This window comes from Microbacterium sp. LMI13-1-1.1, from assembly GCF_040815625.1.
In the GTDB taxonomy this organism is placed as follows: Bacteria; Actinomycetota; Actinomycetes; order Actinomycetales; family Microbacteriaceae; genus Microbacterium; species Microbacterium forte.
Genome location: NZ_JBFPNL010000006.1, coordinates 538,206 through 563,264 on the forward strand (window position 1 = coordinate 538,206; position 25,059 = coordinate 563,264).

The 25,059-nt window shown below is 66.7% G+C and carries 24 protein-coding genes; 16 read left to right on the plus strand and 8 right to left on the minus strand.

All coding sequences use genetic code 11. The features are described 5' to 3' along the window. Positions 1–55: 55 nt before the first annotated feature. Both MRBLMI13_RS16015 and MRBLMI13_RS16020 read right to left on the minus strand, forming a co-directional pair. Positions 56–304: a hypothetical protein gene (locus tag MRBLMI13_RS16015; RefSeq protein ID WP_367823218.1), complete on the minus strand. Its 249-nt coding sequence runs from the start codon at positions 302–304 to the stop codon at positions 56–58. A gap of 386 nt (positions 305–690) precedes the next feature. Continuing rightward, positions 691–5,685: a hypothetical protein gene (locus tag MRBLMI13_RS16020; RefSeq protein ID WP_367823216.1), complete on the minus strand. Its 4,995-nt coding sequence runs from the start codon at positions 5,683–5,685 to the stop codon at positions 691–693. A gap of 29 nt (positions 5,686–5,714) precedes the next feature. On the opposite strand from MRBLMI13_RS16020, the gene MRBLMI13_RS16025 reads away from it, so the two are divergent. Continuing rightward, positions 5,715–6,176 (plus strand): hypothetical protein, encoded by a 462-nt coding sequence (locus MRBLMI13_RS16025; protein WP_367823214.1) that lies wholly within the window; start codon positions 5,715–5,717, stop codon positions 6,174–6,176. Between the two features lie 166 nt (positions 6,177–6,342). On the opposite strand, the gene MRBLMI13_RS16030 is transcribed toward MRBLMI13_RS16025, so the two are convergent. Next, complete coding sequence (locus MRBLMI13_RS16030) at positions 6,343–7,803, minus strand: hypothetical protein (RefSeq protein ID WP_367823212.1); 1,461 nt, start codon at positions 7,801–7,803, stop codon at positions 6,343–6,345. Positions 7,804–8,003: 200 nt separating this feature from the next. Between MRBLMI13_RS16030 and MRBLMI13_RS16035 the strand changes: the two genes are divergently transcribed. The 7 genes from MRBLMI13_RS16035 to MRBLMI13_RS16065 are packed head-to-tail and all read left to right on the plus strand — an operon-like array spanning position 8,004 to position 11,836. Next, complete coding sequence (locus tag MRBLMI13_RS16035; RefSeq protein ID WP_414685991.1) at positions 8,004–8,561, plus strand: ATPase, T2SS/T4P/T4SS family; 558 nt, start codon at positions 8,004–8,006, stop codon at positions 8,559–8,561. Continuing rightward, entirely contained in the window at positions 8,558–9,415 is an 858-nt protein-coding gene (locus MRBLMI13_RS16040) for a type II secretion system F family protein (RefSeq protein ID WP_367823210.1), read from the plus strand. Before MRBLMI13_RS16035 ends, MRBLMI13_RS16040 begins: the two co-directional genes overlap by 4 nt. Continuing rightward, positions 9,412–10,350: a type II secretion system F family protein gene (locus MRBLMI13_RS16045; protein ID WP_367823208.1), complete on the plus strand. Its 939-nt coding sequence runs from the start codon at positions 9,412–9,414 to the stop codon at positions 10,348–10,350. The genes MRBLMI13_RS16040 and MRBLMI13_RS16045 overlap by 4 nt, the downstream gene beginning before the upstream one ends. Positions 10,351–10,369: 19 nt before the next feature. Continuing rightward, positions 10,370–10,582, plus strand: coding sequence for a hypothetical protein (locus tag MRBLMI13_RS16050; protein WP_367823206.1), 213 nt, complete (start codon positions 10,370–10,372; stop codon positions 10,580–10,582). A 12-nt stretch (positions 10,583–10,594) separates the two neighbouring features. Next, positions 10,595–11,005, plus strand: coding sequence for a TadE/TadG family type IV pilus assembly protein (locus MRBLMI13_RS16055; RefSeq protein ID WP_042536523.1), 411 nt, complete (start codon positions 10,595–10,597; stop codon positions 11,003–11,005). Beyond that, entirely contained in the window at positions 10,995–11,429 is a 435-nt protein-coding gene (locus tag MRBLMI13_RS16060) for a TadE family protein (protein WP_228385536.1), read from the plus strand. Before MRBLMI13_RS16055 ends, MRBLMI13_RS16060 begins: the two co-directional genes overlap by 11 nt. Continuing rightward, entirely contained in the window at positions 11,426–11,836 is a 411-nt protein-coding gene (locus tag MRBLMI13_RS16065; protein WP_367823203.1) for a hypothetical protein, read from the plus strand. The genes MRBLMI13_RS16060 and MRBLMI13_RS16065 overlap by 4 nt, the downstream gene beginning before the upstream one ends. 60 nt (positions 11,837–11,896) lie before the next feature. Here the strand turns inward: MRBLMI13_RS16065 and MRBLMI13_RS16070 are convergent, their stop codons facing one another. Together MRBLMI13_RS16070 and MRBLMI13_RS16075 are read right to left on the minus strand one after the other, a co-directional pair. Continuing rightward, positions 11,897–12,451 carry an NUDIX hydrolase gene (locus MRBLMI13_RS16070; RefSeq protein ID WP_367823201.1) on the minus strand — a complete coding sequence of 185 codons (555 nt, stop codon included), beginning with the start codon at positions 12,449–12,451 and terminating at the stop codon, positions 11,897–11,899. After that, entirely contained in the window at positions 12,448–13,680 is a 1,233-nt protein-coding gene (locus tag MRBLMI13_RS16075; protein WP_367823873.1) for an MFS transporter, read from the minus strand. The genes MRBLMI13_RS16070 and MRBLMI13_RS16075 overlap by 4 nt, the downstream gene beginning before the upstream one ends. Before the next feature lie 108 nt (positions 13,681–13,788). Here MRBLMI13_RS16075 and prfB point away from each other — a divergent pair, with 108 nt between their 5' ends. Further along, positions 13,789–14,898: a peptide chain release factor 2 gene (gene prfB, locus MRBLMI13_RS16080; RefSeq protein ID WP_042536528.1), complete on the plus strand. Its 1,110-nt coding sequence runs from the start codon at positions 13,789–13,791 to the stop codon at positions 14,896–14,898. Positions 14,899–15,191: 293 nt separating this feature from the next. Here the strand turns inward: prfB and MRBLMI13_RS16085 are convergent, their stop codons facing one another. Continuing rightward, positions 15,192–16,586, minus strand: coding sequence for a DUF2510 domain-containing protein (locus MRBLMI13_RS16085; RefSeq protein WP_367823199.1), 1,395 nt, complete (start codon positions 16,584–16,586; stop codon positions 15,192–15,194). A 139-nt stretch (positions 16,587–16,725) separates the two neighbouring features. On the opposite strand from MRBLMI13_RS16085, the gene ftsE reads away from it, so the two are divergent. The 3 genes from ftsE (at position 16,726) to smpB (ending at position 19,259) form a co-directional block, all read left to right on the plus strand. Beyond that, on the plus strand, positions 16,726–17,787 hold the full coding sequence (gene ftsE, locus MRBLMI13_RS16090; protein WP_367823197.1) for a cell division ATP-binding protein FtsE: 1,062 nt from the start codon (positions 16,726–16,728) through the stop codon (positions 17,785–17,787). After that, entirely contained in the window at positions 17,784–18,698 is a 915-nt protein-coding gene (gene ftsX, locus MRBLMI13_RS16095) for a permease-like cell division protein FtsX (RefSeq protein WP_042536530.1), read from the plus strand. The genes ftsE and ftsX overlap by 4 nt, the downstream gene beginning before the upstream one ends. An 84-nt stretch (positions 18,699–18,782) precedes the next feature. Beyond that, on the plus strand, positions 18,783–19,259 hold the full coding sequence (gene smpB, locus MRBLMI13_RS16100) for an SsrA-binding protein SmpB (protein WP_042536531.1): 477 nt from the start codon (positions 18,783–18,785) through the stop codon (positions 19,257–19,259). On the opposite strand, the gene MRBLMI13_RS16105 is transcribed toward smpB, so the two are convergent. Beyond that, a complete protein-coding gene (locus MRBLMI13_RS16105) occupies positions 19,260–21,119 on the minus strand; it encodes a S9 family peptidase (RefSeq protein WP_367823194.1) in 1,860 nt (619 codons plus the stop codon). It abuts the gene before it with no gap. Positions 21,120–21,228: 109 nt separating this feature from the next. After that, positions 21,229–21,915 (minus strand): transcriptional repressor LexA, encoded by a 687-nt coding sequence (lexA, locus tag MRBLMI13_RS16110; protein ID WP_367823192.1) that lies wholly within the window; start codon positions 21,913–21,915, stop codon positions 21,229–21,231. Positions 21,916–22,196: 281 nt separating this feature from the next. Between lexA and MRBLMI13_RS16115 the strand changes: the two genes are divergently transcribed. From MRBLMI13_RS16115 to hisH, 4 genes are all read left to right on the plus strand, one after another. Further along, entirely contained in the window at positions 22,197–22,559 is a 363-nt protein-coding gene (locus MRBLMI13_RS16115) for a LysM peptidoglycan-binding domain-containing protein (protein ID WP_042536534.1), read from the plus strand. A 91-nt stretch (positions 22,560–22,650) separates the two neighbouring features. Next, complete coding sequence (locus tag MRBLMI13_RS16120) at positions 22,651–23,745, plus strand: histidinol-phosphate transaminase (RefSeq protein WP_367823190.1); 1,095 nt, start codon at positions 22,651–22,653, stop codon at positions 23,743–23,745. Continuing rightward, positions 23,742–24,359 carry an imidazoleglycerol-phosphate dehydratase HisB gene (gene hisB / locus MRBLMI13_RS16125; RefSeq protein ID WP_056373330.1) on the plus strand — a complete coding sequence of 206 codons (618 nt, stop codon included), beginning with the start codon at positions 23,742–23,744 and terminating at the stop codon, positions 24,357–24,359. Before MRBLMI13_RS16120 ends, hisB begins: the two co-directional genes overlap by 4 nt. After that, positions 24,356–24,997: an imidazole glycerol phosphate synthase subunit HisH gene (gene hisH, locus MRBLMI13_RS16130; RefSeq protein ID WP_367823187.1), complete on the plus strand. Its 642-nt coding sequence runs from the start codon at positions 24,356–24,358 to the stop codon at positions 24,995–24,997. The genes hisB and hisH overlap by 4 nt, the downstream gene beginning before the upstream one ends. The last annotated feature ends 62 nt before the right edge of the window (positions 24,998–25,059 follow it).

Below are 25,059 nucleotides of genomic sequence, written 5' to 3' on the forward strand. Positions count from 1 at the left end.
ATTCCGTCAGCTGGTACCCAGGCAACACCGGCGCCGCGGTTCGCACCAGCTTCCCTCACTGCGGAGCGGACTGGGTATGACGAATCTCCCAGGTAACGCCGAGACGGCGCCGAGCCCACGCGAGTTGTGTTCGGTGCGTCGGTTTGGCCTGTGCGTCGTCGGCAGCGATCTGCGCCAGAAGCAACATGAGGGCTTGTACCCGCATCCACGTTGCGCCTTGATCCCAGTCTGCGTTCAGCAGCATCGCCACGCCTAGCGGGGCGTCTTCGGACTCGCGCACGGTTTCCAGGTAGACGTCGGCCACGCTGGACGTGGCATGCGAACACAGACTCAACGTTCGCCACATCGCATAGATATGGCGACCACCAGATACGGCGCGACACCGCCCTTCGAAGCTGCGCGTGCGCGTAATCGTCTCGGCGTCACGTGCTTCTTCCTGCTCTACCCGTCGAAGAATCTCCGACAGATCGGCGAGCCCAGCTCGGTGACATCCCGATACATCACCCGGCGACTCTTGGGGTTTTTGTCGGCTGGAAACATAGGGGATAGTGCAGCGTATACCACATGGAATCTATGACGCCACCGCGGGCCGTGTAACCAGGCACCTGGACTCCGGAGGAACTCACCCGTCCGTGCCCAGCAAGGGAAGGGAAGATTCGTTTCGCGCTGTTAGTCCGCGTTATCCTCCAGTCAGCGTGAGTATGCTGCGAGAGTCTTGTTGCCTGCGTACACCAGACGGTCGACGAGGTCGAGCCAGTTGCCTCCGGCTCCGCGTGCGTCGGCCTCGGGTTTGATCTCGACCAGCCACTCGTCCATGGGCGCATAGGAGACGAGCTGACGGTCGGTTCGCGAAAGGCACAGCGTGTCGAGCCAGCCCAGGCCTTCGGTCACTTGTGTCTCGAGGGGTAGCTGGCGCAGGAACCGGATAAGTTCGAGAAGACATGAGGATCTACCGGCTGCGTATGGGAGCCACCGCGGAAGGAACTCTACAAGTTCGTCGGGATGCACCCACTTGAAGGTGGTGCGACCGAACTCGTCGTGCAGCGACTGGGTAGTCTCAGGATGGTTCGGGAGCAGGTGGCCCAGCGCGTAGCCGTTGAAGCTGTCTGACCGGTCATAGACGGCCTTGTTCGCCTCCACCTGATCCAGGACGTGTGCGAACACGGTCGGCCAGACTTCTCTCGCCGCGTGAGCGAGCTCCTCAGTCTCTGACCCAACGGCTGCAAGGTCGCGGAGGAATGCGCTGAACACATGGCTCGAGGGAGCGAGGGCTGTGATGTATTCAAGCAGCGGGCCCTCGTCTGTGCTCACGCGAGACCGGGTCTGCAGCAGTGCGCGTGCAGCGCTAATGGTCTCGGCGCCGTCGTCATCAATGAAGTAGATGTTCTCGGACTGCTCCTGAGTGACCATGGCGTGAGCCTGTACACGGAGAAGCGTCTCCAGGTCGCGTCGGGCGAGCTGCGCGACACAGGCGTTCGACGAGGCGACGCGCCCGAGCGCCCGGATGGTCGCGCTGAGGCGAGATGTGTCCAGACGATCCGGCCGGATTTCCGGAATCCGGGCCATGACGTCGCTGGTGAGGACGACCTCGGGGGCTTGCTGCAGGTCGTCGTCGAACTCGCCGATTTCGCAGAGTCGCGCGAGGTCGAGCGCCCACTGGTAAGCGATCAGATGGATGCATGGGTAGCCTGAGCACGGATGAGCCCAAATGTCGTCACACCCACGCGCGAACTTCAGGCACGTGGCTGTCGCCGCGAGCGGCCCGAGAGCGGCGGCGGCCGCGGCGATGTCGTCGGGGGTTGCGCCGGCCGCCGCGAGTTGTTCGGTCAATTCAGGAAGAAGCAGGCGCGGAAGGGCTTCGGCGGCGGCTCCGCGCGTTCCGATGTCTTGCTCGTACCGGAGTGCGTCGTCGTTGTTTGCGGCGGCGTCCGCGGCCTGTTGGAGGATCTCGAGTATCGAGGTGATCGCGAATGAGGCGTTGTTACCGAATGCTTCGGGGTGTCCTGCGGCAGCGCTTCGGATTGAGGCCGCTGCGACATAGGCGAGCGCGAGATACGGGTCGGACGCCGCGAACTCGGGTGGGTTGTCGTGCAGGTCTTTCACCCGTGCGAGGTCTTCCGCGATCTCGACCGGGGTTGGTGGCGTCCATCCTTGCTGCTGCTGACGCGCCGGAATCCAATACTTGTTCTGGAGCCCTAGAAGGAGGTTGCCGCGGTCCATATCCGCTCGCATCGGAGCGAGCTCTTCTTCAATGTCCTCGGGCTCCTTGACCGAGACGAGCACTCCGCCCTCCACGCGCTCGGTTGTCATGTTGTCCGCGTCCAGTGTGGCTGCCCAGCGCCGGACGGTGGACTCGCCGGCGTCGAAACGGGCAGTGTTCGCGATGAGTTGCGTGCCGAGATCCTTGAGCTCTGCCCGGCGCTGCGTGTCAGCATTCAGGACGAGGAGCCCGACGATGTCGCGCAGGTACCATTTACGGCGTTCGGGGTTTGTGATGTCGTCATCGGCAGCGCGCATGAAGCCGATGACCTCATGGGTGACGCGGAAGTGCTCGAACTGCCAGACGAGCGGCTCGACGAGGTACCGGTCGAGCACCTTCGGGTCGTCACCAAGGTGACGGATGGTGGCACCGACCACGAGCGCAGGCATGGCTAGGTTCTCGCACCCCTTCAAGAGAGTCGCCGCCACATCTTCCATCGCTGCTCCGGCGGCCACCATCCGGTCGACCCACCGTTCGACGGCCTGGAGCGCGCTCATGCATGGATACGGACCATTGGTGTTGCCGCGGTACCAGCCCCACACATTGCCATCTCCGACATAGATTCGCTCGGCACTATCGAGCGCGAGCGCGAACTTCGACCCGGCCGCGACAGGTCCTGAGCCGCTCCTTTCAAGGCACCGGATGTTCGCGGCGTGGTTCAGAATTCGGTTCACGACGGGAACCCAGTCGTTGGGCTGGCACATCCTGGTCAGAACCCAGAACGGCCCATGGGTATGGCTGGTGAGGGCGCGGAAGCCGCGTGGTTGGTGGTCGCGAATGCCGTTCCAGCGTCTCCGGTCGTTACCATTCTGGGTGTCGATGTAGTAGGCCTCGGTGAGCTGGAGAAGGAACTTCGGGTCGTACGAGCCAAGGCCCCATGCGCTCCAGTCGAGGTCGACTGCCGGCTGGAGACGGGACGGCGAGTCTGCCGCGACCTCGGTCAGGCAGGCGCGCACATCATCGTCGATGTCGGGGCCGAGTAGTGCGAACAGCTGGATGTATCGCTCCTGGGTGATCTCCCAGTTCAGGGTCCTTCGGCGTTGTTTCTTCGTGTGGCCGTCGAAGATGTTGAACACTACCTCGTCTTCTGTGGGAGCGTCGTCGAGAGTCGCCGGGGGGCGGTGGGTCCGCCAGTGGCCGAGCAGGAGCTCTCGCAGAGCCACCCGAGTGGGGTTGCCCTCCGGCAACCCGACCAGCAGGGCGGAGTTGAGCCAATCGCACACCAAACGGGATTTCTCGTCGTCCTGCCGCCACAGCTTGTCGACCTCCTCGACCAGGAGGCGCACGACCGGCTCACCGCGCGGCACGTCGATCATGTTCTCGTGTCGTTGGTGGAGTGAAACCACTCTGACGAACGTAGCAAGAATGTCGTCGGAGTCGGCGGCGTTCGCGTCAAGCGTGTGCCGGAGTAGGTCGTAAGCGTTCGGCATCTCGAGCACAGCTTCGAGCGGCACGTCCTTCCAGCGGGCCGTGGACACGTCGCCGAGAGTGTCGAATTGGGCCAACAGTGCCGCGAGCTCAGCATCAGGGTCGTCCGCGCCGGTGAGTTTGCCTTCGCAGGCGAGCTTGGCGGCAGACATGGCCCATCGCTTCGGCCCGGACGCTTTCAAGGTCTCGGTGACGGAATCGGCTCGTGCTAGGCGCACGGCCGTCGCGAAGCGACGGACTTCTTCGTGCGCGAACTGGGGCTCGGTCTTGCGCAGGTTCTCTGGCGAGACCAAGAGGTCGGCTCTAAGCGCGTCGAGAGCGGCATGCTCGGGGCGGGGGTAGACCTTCTCTGGCGGAGGCAGTTCGAGCGCCGCCTCACTCATGGCCAGGAGTGTTGCGGTTCGTGCGGCCGCTGAACTCCCGCCTGTTGCGCGGCCGATGAGGTCTCTCCAGACCAATTCAAGGCAACCCCAGTCGTCGAGCGGCGTGGTTACCGTGGTGCCGGTCCTGGCCAGAAGGTCGACGATTGACAATCTTCGATACAGCGACCTGGTAGGCAAGTTCCGGAGGGTGCCGGCGATCGCCGGCACCCGTCCTCGTACGATTCGCAGCTCGTCGTCGTCGAGCCCGGGAACCGCGAACTCCCGCGGGGTCGGGTAGATGCCGACGACGGTGTCCGCGGCGTCCCTGAATGCGGTGTCCGCAACGACCAGGGCGAGACCGACTTCGGCCGCATGCGCGGCTGCCGCGAGCTCGCGCAGCAGCGGGGCACGTCCTTCGGCTGCTGCATCTGCTGCATCGACGACGAGCACGCGGGATGGCGCCGACATCTCGCTCAACGCGTCGGAGAGTGCCATTCCGAGATCCGAAGACAAGGCCGCCACGCTGTCGCGGGTCCTTCGCAAGTTCAGCACTACGCACTGAAAGTCGTTGTCGGCGGCGGCGAGTGCAGCGGCCGCCGACAACGTCAGAGCGCTCTTGCCTGTGCCCGACTCGCCGGTGACTAGGACGGCTCCGCGGGTCGTACCGGCGACGACGAGCTCAGCCTGGACAGCTGTCCGCAGCGTCGCGCGCGGCAGGTCGACCCGGCCAGCCAACTCGTGGCGGACGGCGACCATCGCAGAGTTCTGCTCGACATCCAGCTGCGCCCATGCGGTTCTTGACCTCCCGGCATCGGATGACAAGACGGAATGGATCTTGCGTCGAAGCAAGGGAAGATCGACCACCGTGCCTTTCTGGTCGAACTGGGTCGCCCGGGTAGAGTGGAGGTCGTTGCGGACATCAGCGCCGCTCTTCTCTGCCCGCGCGAGGGGGCTCAGCCGGTTGCCGATCTCGACCCAATCCGTCTCGTCGTCGGACTCGACGCGGAAGTTAAGGATCCAGAGTCGGTTGAGAAGGGACCAGACAAGGCGCCTGAGTTCGTCCTGGGATGCCATCGGGCGCGCCCGCTTCACCAGCCCGGTCAGGTGGGTGTATCGGTTGGCGTAGCCAGCGTGACGCTTCGGCTCGTGCACCTGAGCATGGAAGTCGGCCTCGGTCGCGTTGTCCCGTGCGAGGGAAGCAAGAAGCTGGACCTCTCTCTGGGCAGCTGTCATGCCTGCGACGGCTACCGCGACATATGCACGCTCGTCATCGCTGAAGGTATCGATCTGGTCCAGCAGGGTTCCAACGAGCTCCGCGGTCTTCGGATGGCTCTTGACGAACTGCGGGGCCCGTCGAGCGGCGACGTGGACAACAACCCGATCTTTACCGCTTTCCGCCTCTACGCGCAGGTCGTCAACGGGTTCCTTCGGGTTGGTCTGGAAAGCGAGCCTGACCACCGGCAGCTCATCCGTCTCCGGTCGACCGGCTCCGCGAAGCATGTCAGCGAGGTAGCTGGTCGCGACTCGATGACCGAAAGTGCTGCCCCCACCCCCACCGGCGTACGGACTCACAACCGGAACCTCGCCGTCATCGTCGGCGCCAGCGTGTCCGTGCTTGCCGCCACCGTTCGTCATACCCCAAGTTTCCCTGGTCAGGCAGAGTTATGGAAACGACTGGCTTTCGACGGACATCCCGTGACGGGTCAGTCCGCTTCAGCGACTGCTCGTTCTTGGGGAAATCCCGCGGTCTCCGCGACGCAGCCTCCGACCATGGACGGCGATTCGTCGACTTCGAAAACAGAGTCGCGGCGTCCATCGCGCAGCATGGACTGACGGGCGAGCGCGTCGATCAAGCCGTTCGGGCTGCTGATTTCGGCGACATCCGGCTGGCCCTCGCTGCAGCGCTCAAGCGCATCGGCCTCACCTGGGAGGGATTCATCGCCGGCTCCACCGTTACCGACCTGATGGACTTCATGGACGATCTACCCACGAGGTACGTCACCAACGTCATGCGGTCCGCCAAGCAGCGACAGGGTGAGCAGAAATGGGAGCCTAACGACTTCATCGACGTCCTCGCCCTGCCTGTTGCGGCGGTCTACTGCGACGTTGTTATCACTGAAAAGTAATGGGTACATCGGTTGCGACAAGGCAACGTGGACCAACGATACGACACCATCCTGCTCAACGACACCGCTCACCTTTTCGACGTGCTGGTCAATGCCCCAGCGGCCGAAGGTCAAGCAGGCACACGGATTCGGTGCCGTGCTCGGTCTGCGAGGCCCCTTACCGCGGCTACGGCGAAGTGGGCAGCCACGGAACCGCTATTGAGTCATCGTGAGAGCGATGTTGAGCCGTTCGAGGCATGTATCGACCCTCGTAGCCGAGCCACCAGAGGAGGGCGAGATCGAACAGTTCCATCGCCAGGAATCCCGCTTCTGCCCACTGGTAGGTGCTCCAGCGTGCCAGTCGTGTTCGTTCGGGATGGGCGACGTCATTCCTCATCTTGACGATGCATCGGAGTCCATCGGGTGTCGCTTGCGCCGTGGCGGCGATCGTCGCCTGGACGCTGCCGAGGTGGCTGAGGTGACTGGGAACGGAGAAGTCCGCGTTTAGTTCGTTGAGAAGACGTCTGACGACTTCCTCTGTCGGCAGGGCCTCCCATGCCTTCTTCGAAAGATGATTTGCATCTGTGGCGGGCAATACTTCGACGAAGTGCGCGAAGGACAGCATCTGCAAGGCGGAGATGGGCAACATCACTTTCGTCGTGACAGTTGCCTCGAAGCTGGACGAGAAGTAGTAGCCGAGTGCTCGTTCGAAAACCTCCCACCGAAGTGGGTCTTGCCTGGCGGAATGACCTCGTCTGATCAGCTCCGCCAGCTGGGCTGTCGTGGCGTTCCCGTCCAGCCATGGCGCTGCGCCGAGCGGGCGATCGACGGCGCGTAGTGCTGACCACTGTGCCCAAACGGCGACCCCCTCGTGCCAGCCGACGGGTAGCAGGATGCTCGTAACACGGCCGAGCGCGAAGGACACCAGCGATTCCACAGTCTCGATCGCCTGGAGAGCATCTGACGGACTGAAGTCCGTCAGATCCGTTCGGCGCAGGCGCCCGACGTGGGTGACGGTGGACTGCCCCGTCGCCCGCATATGATCGCGTATCGCCAGGGGTGACACGTCCCCGCGGGGTTCGACCCGAAGCTCCCAGTCATCGAGCTGAACTTCGAGCCTGCCGGGCCGATCCGTCCCGCCGTAACAGGTGTTCAGGCCGTCAGAGGCACGCCAGCCGTTGATGACGAAAAAGGTGATCTCGTCAACAACGGTCGGGGTCCCGACCTCGATCGGACTGGGGTCTAGAGACACTCGCTGTGTCCCTGGCCTTCCGCGTGAATAGATACGTGCAGACTTCGGCGGCGCCGGAACCGCGCTCGACTGAACCTCGACAGTCGGCCGCACAACCCACTTTGCTGACCCGCGGCTCCCATCCAGCGCCAGCAGATCGTCGAGGGTGACGTTCTTGACTCCCGTGGCTTTGATCGCCGGCCGCGGATCAAGGGCGAGAGACACTGTCCCGCGATATCGCTTCCCGTCGCCATCGAACTGGCCGCGATACAGCGGTATCACTCCGCTGCCCAGCGCCGGTAAAGGATAGAAGTGGGTCAACGCTGCGGGCAACTTGTGGACCAAGGTGACTTGCACTCCACCTTCGCCGCTGACAGCACGGCTGCAACCGCAGTCAGAGTCAGGTCTTGCCGTCATCTTGCAAGTATCGCAACCTGCCGAAGACATTCAGCTTGAGCGCCCCGAGAAGCGGAAAATACCTGCTGGCGTCACATCTGACAGCCCCACTTCCGAGCGTCGCGGCTCATGGCGCTCGGCCGCACAAAATTCCCGGTCAAGAGTCGCTTATGCGAACGAAAATGTAGGGGGATTGCAGCGAAGACCACGTTCTTGGTGCGCTGCTCGCCTCGTGCTCTGACCATCAGCGGATAATCTCCGTCGAGGAGACATTCGAACTCGCCGTGCAGGGGCCCGATGTCGTCTCCTTGCAGGGCCGTCAGGCGAGCCTCGAGGGAACGGGCGAGATCACGCTGCGCAGGCTTGTGAAAGAGGCGCTGAGGATGCGGCCCGATCGCCTCGTGGTGGGTGAGGTCAGAGACGCGGAGGCGCTCGACCTCGTCCTCGCACTGAACACCGGTGTGCCGGGAGCAGCGACCGTGCACGCGAACTCCGCCGCCGAGGCGCTCGACAAGCTCACACTGCTGCCGCTCCTCGCCGGACGGAACATCGACCGATCGTTCATCGTGCCTGCACTCGCGGGAGCCGTCGATCTGGTCGTGCACTGCGTACGCGGCGACGACGGGGTCCGACGGGTGGAGGAGGTCATCGCGCCCACCGGCGAGGTGATCGACGGTCGGATCGTCGCGAGAGAGGTCTACACCCGTGGCGGGTCCGCCGTCGCTGCCGGGACGGCATGGCGACGCGGCGAGCTGATGAGGGTCGGAGGCACCCCATGACGGTGCTGCTCGGAGCGATGCTCGCCGCCGGCGTGCTGTTGTGCACGTCGCCATGGCTGTGGCCTCCACGTCCGGAGGAAGAGAAGGTCAGACGCCGCGGCCATCTTTCTCGGTTGCTCGAAGAGGGTGGTCTCGCCGCCGTCAGCCCGCGCACACTTCTGTCGGTGATGGCGACGGTCGCGCTCGCCGCAGCGTCCCTCGTCTGGCTCCTCACGGCGATTCCCCTCCTGGCCGGGTTGGCAGGCGCGGCTGCAGCGGTGGCACCGATCGTTTTCGTACGATCGCGGCGGATGCGGCTGCGCAAACAGCGGCGACAACTCTGGCCCGACGTCTGCGATCTCCTGATCGCCTCCATCCGCGTGGGACTGTCGCTGCCTGATGCCGTCGCGAGCCTGGCCGAGTCGTCGCCGTCGATGATCCGGCCCGCCTTCATCGTGTTCGCCAGGGATCTGCGCGCCACCGGTCGATTCGAGACGAGCCTCGATCGACTGAAGTCCGCGCTGGGCGATCCCATCGCCGACCGGATCATCGAGACGCTGCGCATGGCAAGACAGGTCGGGGGAACCGAGCTCACCGGCGTGCTGCGCGCGCTGTCGTCGTCGGTTCGCGCAGACGCTGTGCTGCGCGGCGAGGTCGAGGCCCGGCAGTCATGGATCCGCGGCGCGGCCGTGCTCGGCGCCGTGGCGCCCTGGGTGATCCTCTGTCTGCTGGTGTTGCGCCCCGAGGGCGCTGCCGCCTACGGCACCGCGGAGGGGATGCTGGTGATCTCCCTCGGTGCTGCCGTGTCGGTGATCGCGTACCGCATCATGATCCACATCGGTCGTCTGCCCGAGCCGGGGAGGTGGTTCGGGTGAACCCGGTCTCCGCGGTCGCGATCGCGATTCTCGGCGGCGTCGCGCTCGGGTCGGGCGTGCTCTGCCTCCTCGCCGCCATGCCGCACTGGTCAGCATCGCCCCTCTCGCAGCGGATCGCCTCGTACGTGCGAGACGTTGTCTCCGATGACGACCTGCCTGACGGCGCACTCCCGCGAGTCGGAGTGCTCTCGGCGGGCGACCGGACGGTGTGGCTGCGATCGCGGGCGATCTTCGAGCGCCTTCTCGGCGGTGGAGAAACTCTGCGTCGCAGGATCGAGCAGGCCGGGCTCCCCCTGGAACAGGGCGCCTTCCGCGGGCGTCAGCTCGGCTGGGTGCTGGCAGGCGTCGTGACCGGTGCGATCGCCGTCATCGGCCTCGCCCTCGCGGGCCGCATGAGTCCGCCGATCGCGCTGCTGCCCGGTATTCTGGGAGCCGCCGGGGGATTCGGGTACGACATGCAGCTCACGGCACGAGTCTCGTCTCGTCGAGCTCGACTGACCGACGAGCTGCCGACGACCCTCGAGTTCCTCGCTCTGTGCCTGTCGGCAGGGGAGGGGTTCCTCGACTCCCTGCGCCGGGTGGCCGCGGTCGGATCCGGCGAGCTCACCGCCGAGTTCCGCCGTGTGGTGATCGCCGTGGGCACAGGTTCACCGCTCGCCGACGCCCTCACCGAGATGGCCGTGCGGCTGCAGCTTCCAGGGCTCTCACGCGCCATCGACCAGGTCATCGCCGCTCTCGAGCACGGTGCCCCGCTCTCGGCCGTCCTGCACGCGCAGGCCGGCGACGCGCGCGTGGATGCCAAGCGTGTCCTCATCGAACAGACCGGACGCAAGGAGATCCTCATGCTCCTCCCGCTCGTGTTCCTGATCCTCCCGCTCTCCGTTCTCTTTGCCATCTATCCGGGCCTCTTCATCCTGCGTCTCGGCATCGGCTGAGCGATCACGAAAGGACGACATGAACACTCCTCGACCTCACAGGGAGCGCTTCGCGACCTGCCTCTCTCAGGCTCCCGCCAAGAATCTCCTCGACGACGAATCCGGAGACGTGCCTGGATGGGTGCTGGTGACGTTGATGACCGCCGGCCTCGTGGTGCTGATCTGGGCGGTGGCCGGACCTGCGCTCAGTGCGCTGTTCGAGCAGGCCATCCAGCGTGTGTCGGGGCTCTGAGGGGCTATCTCGATGCCGGTCACATCATCACGGCCCTCTTTCACGGACGACCGCGGATCGAGCCCGGTCGAGTTCGTGCTCGCGGGGACGCTGCTCACCCTTCTCACCCTTGCCGTGATGCAACTCGCGCTCGCCGTCTACGTCCGCAACGTCGTGCACGACGCGGCGGTCGACGGGGCCTATCACGCCGCTCTGGCGGACACGAGCACAGAGCAGGGAGCCGAGCGTGCACGGGAGGTCATCACCCGCGCGGTCGGCGAAACCTACGCCGAAGATGTGACTGTCGTCCGTTCGATGTCACTCGCTCAGCCGACGATCGAGGTTCGCATCCGCACCACACTTCCCGTGATCGGTCTCCTCGGTGTGCCGCTCGCACTGGAGGTGCAGGCGCATGCACCGGAGGAGTCGTTCGATGACGGATGACGACGGCTCGGCCGCCCTCGAGTTCATCGCCGTCGGCGTCATTCTGCTCGTGCCGCTCGTGTATCTGATCATCGCGCTGGGGGCTGTCCAGGAGCAGACGCTGGGTGTCGAGGCCGCCGCACGGCACACGGCACGGGCGATCGCCCTCGCGCCTGATGCCGGGACGGCAGCCATGCGGAGCGAGCAGGTGATCGCGAGCATCTCCGATCAGTACGGCCTCGATGCGGAATCCATCGAGGTGTCTGTGACCTGCGCACCCATCGAGGTGGCATGTCCGTCGGCGGGCGCGACCGTGACCGTGACGGTCGCGACGTCGGTGTCCCTGCCCCTCGTGCCGACGATCTTCGGAGTGGACGAGGCTGCGTCGATCGACGTCGAGGGGGCGGCGGTGCAGAAGATGTCCCGTCTGTGGGGTGACGGGTGAAGCAGGCGGGCGACGACGGAAGCGTGCTGCTCCTGACCCTCGGCTATGCACTGCTCGCAGTCGCCCTCATCTTCGTGAGCGTGTGCGCGACAGACCTGTACATCTCGCAGAAGAGGCTCGATGCGATCGCCGACGCGGCAGCGGTCGCCGGCGCGGACGGATTCACCCTGGCGCTCGACGGCGAGGCTGCACACGCGGATCTCACCGATCAGGGCGTCGTAGATCAGGTCGAGGCGCTGCTCGCAGCACTTCCGGCGGCGGTGACTCTGGAATCGGCGTCGAGCCCCGACGGCCGCTCCTCGCGGGTGACCGTCGCCACCATGTGGAGTCCGCCGCTCGCGTCGCTGTTCGTTCCGGACGGAGTGCGACTGGAGGCGACGGCGACGAGCCGCACGGCTCTGCGTTGATCGGACGGACCGGCCCGTCGCGACACCGCTCCTTCACGACACCGCTCCTTCGCGAGGTCGTCAGTTCATCAGACGATCCCGCAGTCGACGCACCCGCCGTGGGAATCCATCCGGCACCTGCACGGGCAGCGCGTCGATCGGCCACCAGCGCACGTCCTCCGACTCGTCGCTCACGATCAGTGCCGTGTCATCTGAGACGACGACGGCGACCCCGATGTCGAGGTGCGAGGCGCAGCGTCCGAAGGCCGAGGAAAGCGCGTGGTGGTCGAGGTCGTACACGAGAGGCTCGGCGAGGCCCGAGACGACCACTCCGGTCTCTTCACGCAGCTCACGGAGCGCGGCATCCGCAATCGAGAGGTCGCCCGCCTCGAGGTGTCCTCCAGGTTGCACCCAGAACTGCCCCTTGGCGTGGAACACGAGCAGGGTTCGAGTGAGTGTCCGATCGAACACGAGCGCGGATGCCGTGGCGTGGCGCGGGCCGTCGTCGCGGGAGACGGGGCCGTGGTCGTCGGGAAAGAAGCTCGCGAAGTCGACCTGGGCAGCGCGCTCGCGCTCGGAGGACACCGCGGCGCCCAGAACCAGGAGACGCACATCGGCGCCGAGGCCAGCGGTCATGAAGGCTCCTCTTTCGTGCGGGGCACGAACCGGGGGATCCAGCGGATGAACCCGCCCGCGCCGACCAGACCGATCACGCCCATGGCCGCCGCCGCGATCGGCAGGGACGCGATCGCGACGATCGCCGAGACCAGCAGGGGAGCGACGGCTCCTCCGGCATCCGTCAGCGTGCGCCATGAGCCGAGGAACGCGGCAGGCTCGCTCTTCGGGGCGACGTCGGCGCCCAGCGTCAGCAGAATGCCGCTCGAGAGGCCGTTGCCGACCCCGAGCACGGCGGCGAACATGCCGAACCACAGCACGGCCGCATCCAGATCATGTGTGAAGGAGAGCGCAAGGAATCCCGCTCCCATCAGCACCATCGCCGGCATCGCCGCCCAGAGCCGTCCGAAACGGTCCATCACCTGGCCGCTCGCATAGAACAGCGCGAAGTCGATCGCGCCCGAGATTCCCACGACCAGCGCGATCGTCGAGGCGTCGAGGCCGAGCGACAACCCCCACAGCGGCAGCACGACCTGCCGTGCAGACCGCACGGCCGACAGCGACGCGGCGGCGAGTCCCAGTCGGCCGAGTACGCTGCGCTGCTGCCACATGGTGCGGAAGATACCCGCGCGCGCCGCCGTGGGAATCGAACCCGTGACAGGCTCGCCCGAATCATCCGCAAGCGCAGCGGTGCGCACCGCAGTCGTCGGCGCGATCGTCTTCTCAGGATCCGGGCCGAACAGCACGAGCAGCACCATCACGACGAGGCAGCCCAGGAAGAACCAGATCGCTGCCGTCTCCGAACCGAACAGCTGCAGCAGACCCGCAGCGACGAACGGTCCGATGAAGATCCCGAGGCGGAAGCTGCCGCCGAGCAGCGAGAGGGCCCGCGCGCGGAAGGCGATCGGCACCCTCGTCGTCATGAAGGCATGACGAGCCAGACCGAAGGCGGCCGCGCAGAAGCCCAGGAGGAAGACGGATGCCGCGAGCACGGCGAGCGTGGGGGCGAAGACCATGCCCACGCCGGCACTGATCGCGATCACGCCCGCGATCACCATCGTGAAGCGTTCGCCGATGCGGCCCACTGCCCAGCCGGCGGGGAGGTTTCCGCAGAGCTGGCCGACCACGAGAGCGGAGGCCACGAGCGCGGCGAACGCGATGTCGGCGCCCATCCGCGCCGCGATCACCGGGATGAGCGGGATCACCGCGCCTTCGCCGAGCGAGAAGAGGACGGTCGGGAGGTACACCATCGGCCCGAACCGCCTCAGGACCGTGGATGCGCTGCTCACCCGTTTCACGCTACTCCCGTTCGAACGCCGTCCCCGCCCGCGCAGGCGGCACGTTAGGCTGGACGCGACATGCTCGAACTCGATCTCTCCGCCGACATCCAGGCCCTGCGACTCACCTACGGTGACATCCGCGAGGTCATCGATGTCGAGACCCTCCGCTCCGATATCGCGCGCCTCAGCGAGGAAGCCGGCGTGCCGGACCTCTGGGACGACCCCGAACGCGCCCAGAAGGTGACCAGCGCGCTGAGCCACCGGCAGTCGGCGCTCGCCAGGGTCGAGGGCATCGGTCGTCGACTCGACGACCTCGAAGTGCTGGTCGGGCTCGCGAACGAGATGGGCGATGAGGAATCCGCCGTCGAGGCTCGCGCCGAGCTCACCGCGCTCACCGAGATCATCAACCAGCTCGAGGTCCAGACGCTGATGGACGGCGAGTACGACGAGCGTTCCGCCATCGTCACGATCCGCTCGGGTGCCGGCGGCGACGATGCCACCGACTTCGCCGAGATGCTGATGCGCATGTACCTGCGCTGGGCCGAGCGTCACAAGTACCCCGTCAAGGTGCTCGACACCTCGTACGCCGAAGGTGCCGGCATCAAGTCGGCGACGTTCGAGATCGACGCGCCCTATGCGTTCGGCACGGTGTCCGTCGAGGCCGGAACGCACCGCCTCGCGCGCATCAGCCCGTTCGGCTCTGCCGACAAGCGTCAGACGTCGTTCGCCGCTGTCGAGGTCATCCCTCTCATGGAGGAGGCGACCGAGGTCGACATCCCCGAGAACGACATCCGTGTCGACGTCTTCCGTTCATCGGGCCCTGGCGGACAGTCGGTCAACACCACCGACTCCGCCGTGCGCCTGACCCACCTGCCGACCGGCATCGTGGTGTCGATGCAGAACGAGAAGTCGCAGATCCAGAACCGCGCCGCGGCCATGCGAGTGCTGCAGACCCGACTCCTGCTCCTGCAGAAGGAGGAGGAGGCCGCGAAGAAGAAGGAACTCGCCGGCAACATCACGGCGAGCTGGGGCGATCAGATGCGCTCCTACTTCCTCTACGGCCAGCAGCTCGTGAAGGACCTCCGCACCGGACACGAGTCGGGCAACCCGGCTGCCGTGTTCGACGGCGATCTCGATGGGTTCATCTCGGCCGGCATCCGCTGGCGCAAGCGCAAAGACGAGGACTGAGCGAAGGCTCACTCTCAGCGGGCGGCCTCTTCGAGGCGGCCCGCTTTTCTCGTCCCCCCTCGCGGTCCGTGTCCGTGTCGGAGGCCGAACCCCGACGAGTGCGCGTGGCGACGGGCGGACATGGCCGGAGCAGAAGCGGGCCGGAGCCGAAGCGGACCGGAGCCGAGATGGGCCCGTGCAGAAGTGGGCCGGAACGGAAGTGGGCCCGTGCTGGATGCCGAAGCATCGTGCACGGGCCCACCTGCGACGCGAACCGCCGGTGACCGCCGGATGGGTTCGCCTTGCGCTGTGTTCTAGCCGGCTGACGGGGTGACGGTGATGCGCGTGACCTCCTGCAGGACCTCGTCGGTGAAGATCACGTCGTAGGACTCGCTCTGCGCGACGTCGAAGGTGATCTTGCCGTCGACCGTGTCGCCGGGCTCGAGTTCTTCAGCCACGATCCCGTCGACGTAGTAGTCGTAGGTCCCTTCGACGCCTTCAGCGGTCTCGATGCCGAAGTTGAACGCGCTCAGGTAGCTCGTGCCCGAGACACCGGTGAAGGTGACATCGAGGATCACGTAACCGCCGTTGGTCGAGGGAATGCTCGATCCGTCGCTCGTCGCCCACGTGGCCGAGTGGATCGTGACCTCGCTCGTGGCGGCCATCTGGTTGATCGGCACGGGGGAGCCCATCTCGCCCTCGACGACCTCGGGAGCTCCCGTGCCCTCTTCGTCGGTCCCGGGATCCTGTTCCGTTCCGGTGCCCGTGTCCGAATCGCTCGACGGCGGGGCCGTCGGCAGGTCGCGGACGGCCTCGGACACCGTCGCGAAGACGATGACGAAGAACATGACGACCGCGATGATCGCACCGATCACCGACAGGATGAGGCCGGAGATGCCCGGCCACTTCTTGCCCTTGAGGAACAGCGAGATCAGCGAGACGATGAATCCCACGCCCAGCAGAAGCCATCCGAGCCAGAAGATCACGGGAATGCACGACAGGATGGTGCCGAGAGCTGCGAGCCCGAGCCCGACGAGGCCGAGGATCGAGGGCCCCGACGGAGCTGCCGGGGCCGTCGCTCCGTACGCGGGCGGGTAGCCCGTGGGAGCACCGTACTGCTGTCCTGCGGACGCATAGGGTGCGGCGCCCGGGTAGCTCGGCGCTGCGGCCCCCGGGTAGCCGGCGGTGACGGGGTACTCCTGGGGCTGCGCGGGAGCAGCGGCACCGGGGTACGAGGGCGCGCCCCCGCCATACGGCTGCACGGTGGCGTCGGCCGGCGCAGCGGCGCCCGGAGCGGTGAAGTCGGGAGCCTGCGCGCTGCCGGGTTCTTCAACGGGAGTCTCGGAGGCGGACCAGGAGGACTCGGGCTCGGGAGCTGCGACCTCGTCCGCAGGCGCCTGCGCACCGGCATCGGAGTCGGAGGGTGCAGGGGTATTCCACGACTGGGTCTCGACCGCAGCGACGGATTCGATCGACGCGGCGGTCTCCGCGTCGGCCGCGGACTCCGGAGAGCTTGCGGACGAGGCGTCATGCGCGCTCTGGGCGGAACCGGAGTTCGTCGCCTCGTCGTCGGTCGAACCGGCGGTCGACGCATCCGCTGCGGGCTCCGTGGAGTCGACGATCGGAGCGAAGTGCTCGGTCCACTGGGTGCCGTCCCACCAGCGCTGGCGCCCGGATCCGTCGTCATACCAGCCTGCAGGCGTCGTCATGGTTCCCCCTCGGAGTATCGTCCACCCTGATGGCGTGGATCGGCACCTCCATGTATAGCAGTGCGGTGTGACACGCAGGGGGCTCCCGCGGGGTGTCGCTCGCGAACAGATGAACGGGCGCGCTTAGGCTCGAACCGCCATGATTCGGTTCGAGAACGTCACGAAACGCTACCGCGGGACCTCACGGCCCGCTCTGTCCGATGTCGACTTCGAAGTGCAGCGAGGCGAGTTCGTCTTCCTCGTGGGCGCTTCAGGGTCGGGCAAGTCGTCCTGTCTGCGGCTGATCCTCCGAGAGGACGTGCCGACCACCGGTCGCGTCGCCGTGCTCGGACGCGACCTGCGTTCGCTGGCGAACCGCAAGGTGCCGTACTTCCGCCGCCACATCGGATCCGTGTTTCAGGACTTCCGACTGCTTCCGTCGAAGACCGTCTATCAGAACGTCGCCTTCACCCTGCAGGTGACAGGCTCGTCGCGCGGTTTCATCCAGCAGGCCGTCCCCGAGGCGCTCGCGCTGGTCGGGCTCGACGGCAAGCAGAAGAGAATGCCGCACGAGCTCTCCGGTGGAGAACAGCAGCGCGTCGCGATCGCTCGAGCGCTCGTCAACCGCCCCCAGGTGCTGCTCGCGGACGAGCCGACCGGAAACCTCGACCCGGCGACGTCGGTCGACATCATGCAGCTTCTCGCGAGGATCAACGCGGGCGGTACGACCGTGCTCATGGCGACGCACGAGGCGGGCTTCGTCGACCAGATGCAGCGCAGAGTGATCGAGCTCCGCGACGGCGAGATGGTGCGAGACGAAGTGCACGGCGGGTATGGCGACACATCCAACATCCCGCGCCTCGTCCCGGAGGAGGTGCGCGGTGCGGCAGCGGCGGCCGCCCTCACCGCGGTGCAGGAGGTGCAGCGCCAGACCGCCGACCTCTCGCTCGTCCGCGCTGCGCTCGCTGAGGAGCTCACCGCTCAGCGCAGGGCCGAGGGAGCATCCGCGGATGCCGTACCGACCGCATCCGAGACGCCGGAGGCGCAGGCCGCACCGATCGAGCCGCCCGTCGTCGAGGAGCAGCCCGTGGCCGTCCAGGCCTCTGTCGCGCCTCGGACGCATCCCATCGTGATGCCGCAGGTCGACGTCGCCGAGCTCGGCGTGGCCGATCGCCTCGGCCTGTCTGATGACGGTTCCGAAGAAGTGGGGCCGACGTCATGAGAATCGGACTCATCCTCACCGAGGCCCTCGGCGGCCTCCGACGGAACATCTCGATGGTCATCTCCGTCGTTCTCGTCACGTTCGTGTCGCTGACATTCGTCGGCGCTGCGATCCTCATGCAGGCGCAGATCGGCACCATGCGCGGGTACTGGACCGAGCGGGCCCAGGTCGCCGTGTACATGTGCTCCGACATCTCCGAGCAGGACACCTGTGTCGACGGTGGTGCCTCAGAGGAGCAGGTGAACGCCGTGCGGGCCCAGCTCGAGGGCGAGGCGCTCGCCCCCCTCATCAGCGAGGTCACCTTCGACTCCAAGGAGGACACCTACGCCAAGCTCGTCGAGCAGCTCGGCGAGGACCAGGCGAGCGTCATCACCCCGGAGCAGGCGTTCGAGGTCTTCTTCGTCACCATGAAGGACCCCGGCCAGTCTCAGGTGATCTCCGAGGCGTTCAACGGCGTCGCCGGCGTCGAGCAGGTGCAGGACCAGTTGCAGTACCTCGAGCCGCTCTTCTCCGCGTTGACGGTCGCGACATACATCGCGGTGGGGATCGCCACGCTGATGCTGATCGCCGCCATCCTGCTGATCGGCACGACCATCAGACTCTCCGCCTACGCCAGGCGCAAGGAGATCGGGATCATGCGTCTGGTGGGTGCATCCAACCGCTTCATCCAGACGCCGTTCGTGCTGGAGGGCGTGTTCGCCGCGTTCCTCGGCTCGGCCCTCGCGAGCGCTGCGGTCGTCGCCGGGGTGCATTTCGGTGTCGACGGCTACCTTCGAGGACGCGTGCCGTTCATCACGACGTGGGTGTCGATGCAGGATGCCGTCGTCGTCGTCCCCGTGCTGATCGGGATCGGTGTCGTGCTGGCCGCGCTCTCGGCGGGCTTCGCGATCCGGCGCTGGCTTCGCACATGAGCGGCTCGCCGGTATAGACTGACAGGCTGTCGTGCGCCCGACTCGGGCTCTGGAACACTGCGCGACACGGATCAGGAGAGAATCATGCCCAGGGAACGCGGGGAGAAGGTCATCGCGACCAATCGTCGCGCACGTCACGACTACAACATCGAGAAGTCGTACGAGGCGGGGATGGTGCTCACCGGCACCGAGGTCAAGTCGTTGCGTCAGGGACGCGCGAACCTCAGCGACGGGTATGCGTTCGTCAAGGGGAACGAGGTCTTCCTCGATTCCGTGCACATTCCGGAGTACTCGCAGGGGCACTGGACCAACCACTCCGCCAAGCGCGTCCGCAAGCTGCTGCTGCACCGCGAGGAGATCGCGAAGCTGCAGCATGCGGTGTCCGCCGGCGGCTACACGCTGATCCCGCTGAAGCTGTACTTCTCGGACGGTCGGGCCAAGGTCGAGATCGCCCTCGCCAAGGGCAAGAAGGAATACGACAAGCGTCAGACGCTGCGTGAGCGTCAGGACACCCGCGAGGCCGACCGCGCCATGCGCCTGCGCAACCGCGTCGGGGAGTGATCAGCGCGCGGGCGTGAAGCCGAACACGCGTCCGAGAAAGCCGAGCTCCCTCTCGAGTGCGTCGATGATGGTCTCGCTCGCACGGAAGCCGTGGCCCTCACCCGGGTAGAGCACATACTCGTGCTCGACGCCTCGCTGCGCCAGCGCGTCGCGGATCGCTTCGGACTGCGACGGCGGCACGACACGGTCCTCCGCTCCCTGCATGAGCAGCACGGGCACGCCGATCCGATCGGCATGCGTCAGGGGAGAACGATCGACGTAGAGCGCCTCGGCCTCGGGCAGCGGTCCCACCAGGCCCTCGACGTAGTGCGCCTCGAAGTCGTGCGAGTGCTCGGTCAGCATCCGCAGATCGGCCACTCCGTATCGGCTGATGCCCGCGGCGAACGTGCCGCCCCGCACCAGCGACGAGAGCACCGTCCAGCCGCCGGCCGAGCCCCCGCGGATCGCGATGCGGTCGGGGTCGGCGAGCCCGGCGTCGGCGAGGCCGCGCGCTGCGGCGATCACATCGTCGACGTCGACCACGCCCCATCCGCCGTCGAGTCGTTCTCGGTAGGCGCGCCCGTATCCCGTCGATCCGCCGTAGTTGACGTCGAGCACGCCGATGCCGCGGCTGGTCCAGAACGCGATGGCCGCGGACGAGGCGCCCGTCACATGGGCGGTCGGGCCGCCGTGCACGAGCACGAGGTAGGGCGGGAGCTCGTCGTCCGCGGCTGAAGCCGACGGATTCACGGGCTCGTAGACGAAAGCATGGACAGGGCCGTGAGCGCCATCGACCAGGATCTCTGATGCTGCGGGCATCCACGTCGGGTCGGCCGGCGTCGCTCCCGCGACCACCTCTATGTCGCCGGAGTCGACGTCGACGCACCAGACACCTGGCGCGGTCGTCGAGCTGTTGCCGGAGAGGAGCACTCGGGTGCCTGCGACATCATCGATGCTGACATGGCCGTCGGCGGGAACGGGGATGCGGTGGGCACCGCCGTCCCGCTCGATGACGTCCACCTCGTCGCGTCCGTTCGTGCGCACCGCCACGATGCGACCGTCGGCGAGCGGTCGATACCAGCGATTGCCGAGCACCCAGAGTCCGTACCCCGTGTCGGCGTCCGTGTCGGCGATCCGCTCTGCGGGACCGACCGCTTCGCGGCCGTCGACGTGCTGTCGGTGCAGCGCCCAGCGACCGGAAGGGTCATCCGAGTACAGGATCTCGCCGTCGTCCGTCCACTCCGGCTGGAGGGCGGCTCGCGTGGGCAGCTCCGTCCGGCCGGTGCCGTCGGAGAGCACCAGCGACGCGTGCTGCCACGGCATCCGTTCGCCCGACCATTCGACCCACGCGGCGCGAGTCCCGTCTGGAGACAGTGCAGGATGCGCGTAGAACGACTCTCCCTCCACGAGCACCTTCAGCAGCGTCGGATCGTCGGAGGCGGACCCGTCTGTCGGGATCTCGACGATGCCGCGCTGGTGCGGGTCGACCGAGAGGTCCTCCCGCACCGCGAACAGTCGCCCGTTCTGCAGGCGCAGGCCGCCATGTGCCGGCCCCGCGGGAGTCAGGGGCATCGGGGCGCCACCGCGGGGCATCCGATGCACACGCTGATCCTTGGCCTCGACGAAGAACAGTGTCCCGTCGGCATCCGCCGTCCACGCCCCTCCGCCGTACTCGTGCACGCGCGACCGTGCACTCCAGGGCGCGGGGAGGATCTCGGCGCCGCTCGAACTTCGTACGGTCAGGCGACCGCCCTCGGCAGGCACCGACTCGCCCCACCAGATGTCATCGCCGACGAAGGCGGCGCCGTCGATCCTCGGAGACGACGCGGCGATCCGGTCGGGAGTGAACGGAGAGGGCCAGGTACCGAACGGCGACGACATGGTTCGAGCCTATGGTGCACCGGCTCACGGCGTCACACAGGGTGGGTTTCGGGCCAGGCGACGAGGTCTCCGAGAATGCACGATCCCGGAGGCTCGTGTGCGGAGAGGGTCAGACGGAGCGGAGCACCGCGACGATCTTGCCGAGCACGACGGCCTCGTCGCCGAGGATCGGCTCGAAAGCGGAGTTCCGAGGCAGCAGCCACGTGTGGCCGTCTCGTCGCCGGAGTACCTTGACGGTGGCCTCGCCGTCGAGCATGGCGGCCACGATCTCACCGTTCTCTGCGCTGTTCTGCGAACGGACGACGACCCAGTCGCCATCGCAGATCGCGGCGTCGATCATCGACTCGCCCGACACCTTGAGCATGAACAGGTCGCCCTTGCCGACGAGCTGACGGGGGAGCGGGAAGATCTCCTCGACCTGCTGGTCGGCGGTGATCGGAACGCCGGCGGCGATGCGCCCGACGAGGGGAACCAGTGCGGCGTCTCCGACGGGCGTCGCCACATCGGCAGGGTTCTCACCGCTCGTGCCGGGGAGGTCGATGAGCACCTCCATCGCGCGGGTCTTTCCCGGATCGCGGCGCAGATATCCGCTGAGCTCGAGCTGACCCAGCTGATGAGTCACGCTGGACAGTGACTTGAGTCCGACGGCGTCGCCGATCTCGCGCATGCTCGGCGGGTAGCCGTAGTGACTGATCGACGTCTGGATGACCTCGAGGATCGCCATCTGCTTCGGGCTCAGGCTCTTCCGGCGACGAGTGCGCGGGGCGTCGGCCTCGGGGGCGGAGTTGTCGCTCATGGTGCTCCTCAGGTGTGCGATCCGGCGTCTCAGTTCGAATGTCGGAGGCCCGTGATGGGGTGTTCCTATCGAAACCGTATCCGAGAAACGTGACGATGTGGAAGATCTGTTCGAGCGTGTCGGCCGATTCTCGCACTTCTGTTTCGAAGAACGCTTGACAGATGTTCGAATTCGAAGATAACTTCGGTACGTAGCTTCGCATCCCCGGCTCCCGGCCGAGGCGCGGATGCGAACGCTACGCCAACTTCACCGCCCACGCGGTAGATGCAGAGGAGCACGACATGAGCACCATCACCTTCAGCAGTGCAGCAGTCCTTCCGGCTCGTCCGGCGACGCGGCTCCGGCTGACGGCGCGTGGTCGACGCGTCGTGCTCGCCGTCGCCGCGGTGCCCCTCGCCGTCGGAATCGCCTTCGCGGCGATCAGCGGCGGCAGCGCGATGGCCTCGGGCGAGCAGACGGCGACGGCGACGTTCGCGACCGTGACCGTGATGCCGGGCGACACCCTCTGGTCGATCGCAGAGGGCATCGCGCCCGAGGCCGATCCGCGCGACGTGATCGGCGACATCACACGGCTGAACCTGCTGCGCGGCGGGGAGCTGCAGATCGGTCAGGAGCTGGCGATTCCGGCGCAGTACTCGGAGTGAGCCCGATTTCGCCCGATTCGTGGAACGAGGCGGGGGAGTTCCCCTTCATACTCGGTCTCCACGGGCATTCATGGGGCGAACGCGGCCTACCATGGGAAGGGTGACTGCATCACTCGACGACCTGCCACTTCGCGACGACCTCCGGGGGCTCACGCCGTACGGAGCGCCTCAAGCGCCTCTCCCGATCGCACTGAACGTCAACGAGAACACGCATCCGGTTCCGGACGCCGTGGCCAGCGATATCCTCGATGACATCGCGGTCGCGCTCCGAGACGTCAACCGCTACCCGGATCGTGAGTTCACCACGCTGCGCGAGGGGTTCGCCGAGTACCTCGGCCACGGTCTCGAGGCGGATCAGATCTGGGCGGGCAACGGGTCGAATGAGGTCCTTCAGCACATCCTGCAGGCATTCGGGGGGCCGGGTCGTACGGCGTTCAGCTTCAGCCCGACCTACTCGATGTACCCGCTGATCTCGAAGGGGACCGGGGCGCGGTGGGTCGCCGGCGCCAGGCAGCCCGACTATACGATCACGCCCGATGAGGCGGCGGCCCAGGTCAGGGAGGTCGACCCCGATGTCATCCTCCTGTGCTCCCCGAACAACCCGACGGGCACACCGCTCGGTCTTGACGTGGTCGAAGCGGTCTACGAGGCATCGACGGGGATCGTGGTCGTCGACGAGGCCTACCAGGAGTTCGCGCCGCGCGAGGCGGCCTCCGCCCTGACACTGCTCGACGGGCGCCCTCGGCTCGCCGTGTCTCGCACCATGAGCAAGGCCTTCGCGTTCGCGGGTGCTCGCGTGGGCTACCTCGCCGCCGATCCCGCCTTCATCGACGCCCTGAGGCTCGTGCGTCTGCCGTACCACCTCAGCGCTCTCACTCAGGCGGCGGCGGTGGCCGCACTGCGCAACTCCGACGTGATGCTGGGCATGGTCGAGGAGATCGTCGAGCAGCGGGATCGCATCTCGGCGACGCTCGAGGCCCTCGGCTACACGCCGCACGAGTCGTGGTCGAACTTCGTCCTCTTCGGGGGCGTGGCAGAGCCTCAGAAGGTCTGGCAGCAGCTGTACGACCGGGGAGTGCTGATCCGCGACGTCGGGATCCCCGGACACCTCCGCGTCACCGCCGGCACCGAGGCGGAGACCACCGCGTTCCTCGATGCCCTCGCCTCGATAGGATCGGCTTCATGAGCACCCCCGCCCAGACCTCCCGCACCGCCACGCGTGTGCGCAGCACGTCGGAGTCCACCGTCGAGCTCGAGCTGAACCTCGACGGCACCGGTGCGAGCCGCATCGACACGTCGGTGCCGTTCTTCGACCACATGCTGACGGCGTTCGCGAAGCACTCTCTCACCGACCTCACCGTGCGCGCATCCGGAGACACGCAGATCGACGCCCACCACACCGTCGAAGACATCTCCATCGTGCTCGGTCAGGCGATCCGCGAGGCGCTGGGCGACAAGTCCGGGATCTCGCGCTACGGCGACGCGCTGGTCCCGCTCGACGAGGCGCTCGCCCAGGCCGTCGTCGACATCTCGGGGCGCCCGTACCTCGTTCACACGGGAGAGCCCGCCGGTTTCGAGCACCACCTCATCGGGGGCCACTTCACCGGGTCGCTGGTGCGCCACTCCTTCGAGGCGATCACGTTCAACGCCGGGCTGACGGTGCACGTGCGCGTCCTCGGTGGCCGTGACCCCCACCACATCGCTGAGGCCGAGTTCAAGGCGTTCGCTCGAGCATTCCGCCAGGCCAAAGCGCTCGACCCCCTGGTCGACGGCATCCCGTCGACGAAGGGTGCGCTGTGAGCTCGGCACCCAGGGTCGCCGTCTTCGACTACGAATCGGGCAACGTCCACTCGGCGGTGAAGGCTCTCGTCGCGGCGGGTGCGGACGCCGTGCTGACGCGCGATCGCAAAGAGGCGCTCGGGGCCGACGGTCTCGTGGTGCCCGGCGTCGGCGCGTTCCAAGCCGTCCGAGACGCGCTCTACGCGCACGGCGGCGACGAGATCATCGACCGTCGCCTCGCAGGCGGACGCCCCGTCCTCGGCATCTGCGTCGGGATGCAGGTTCTCTTCGCACACGGCGTCGAACGCGGGCATGATGCCGAGGGCCTCGGCGAGTGGCCCGGAGCGGTCACCGAACTCAACGCGCCCGTGCTTCCGCACATGGGGTGGAACACCGTCGAGCCGGGCGCCGACTCCGTGCTGTTCAAAGGCATCGAGAACGAGCGCTTCTACTTCGTGCACTCGTACGCCGCGCAGTCGTGGGAGCTCGATGTCATCCCGCCGTTCCCACAGCCCGTGCTCACCTGGTCGACCTACGGAGACCCGTTCCTCGCCGCCGTCGAGAACGGACCGCTCTCGGCGACGCAGTTCCACCCGGAGAAGTCGGGAGAGGCAGGAATCCAGCTGCTCCGCAACTGGGTCGACAGCCTCCGGTCCTGACGAGCGATACCGGGCGCCCCGGATCGAGAGCCCGTCGCACAGCTGCGCGTCGGTGACCGCCC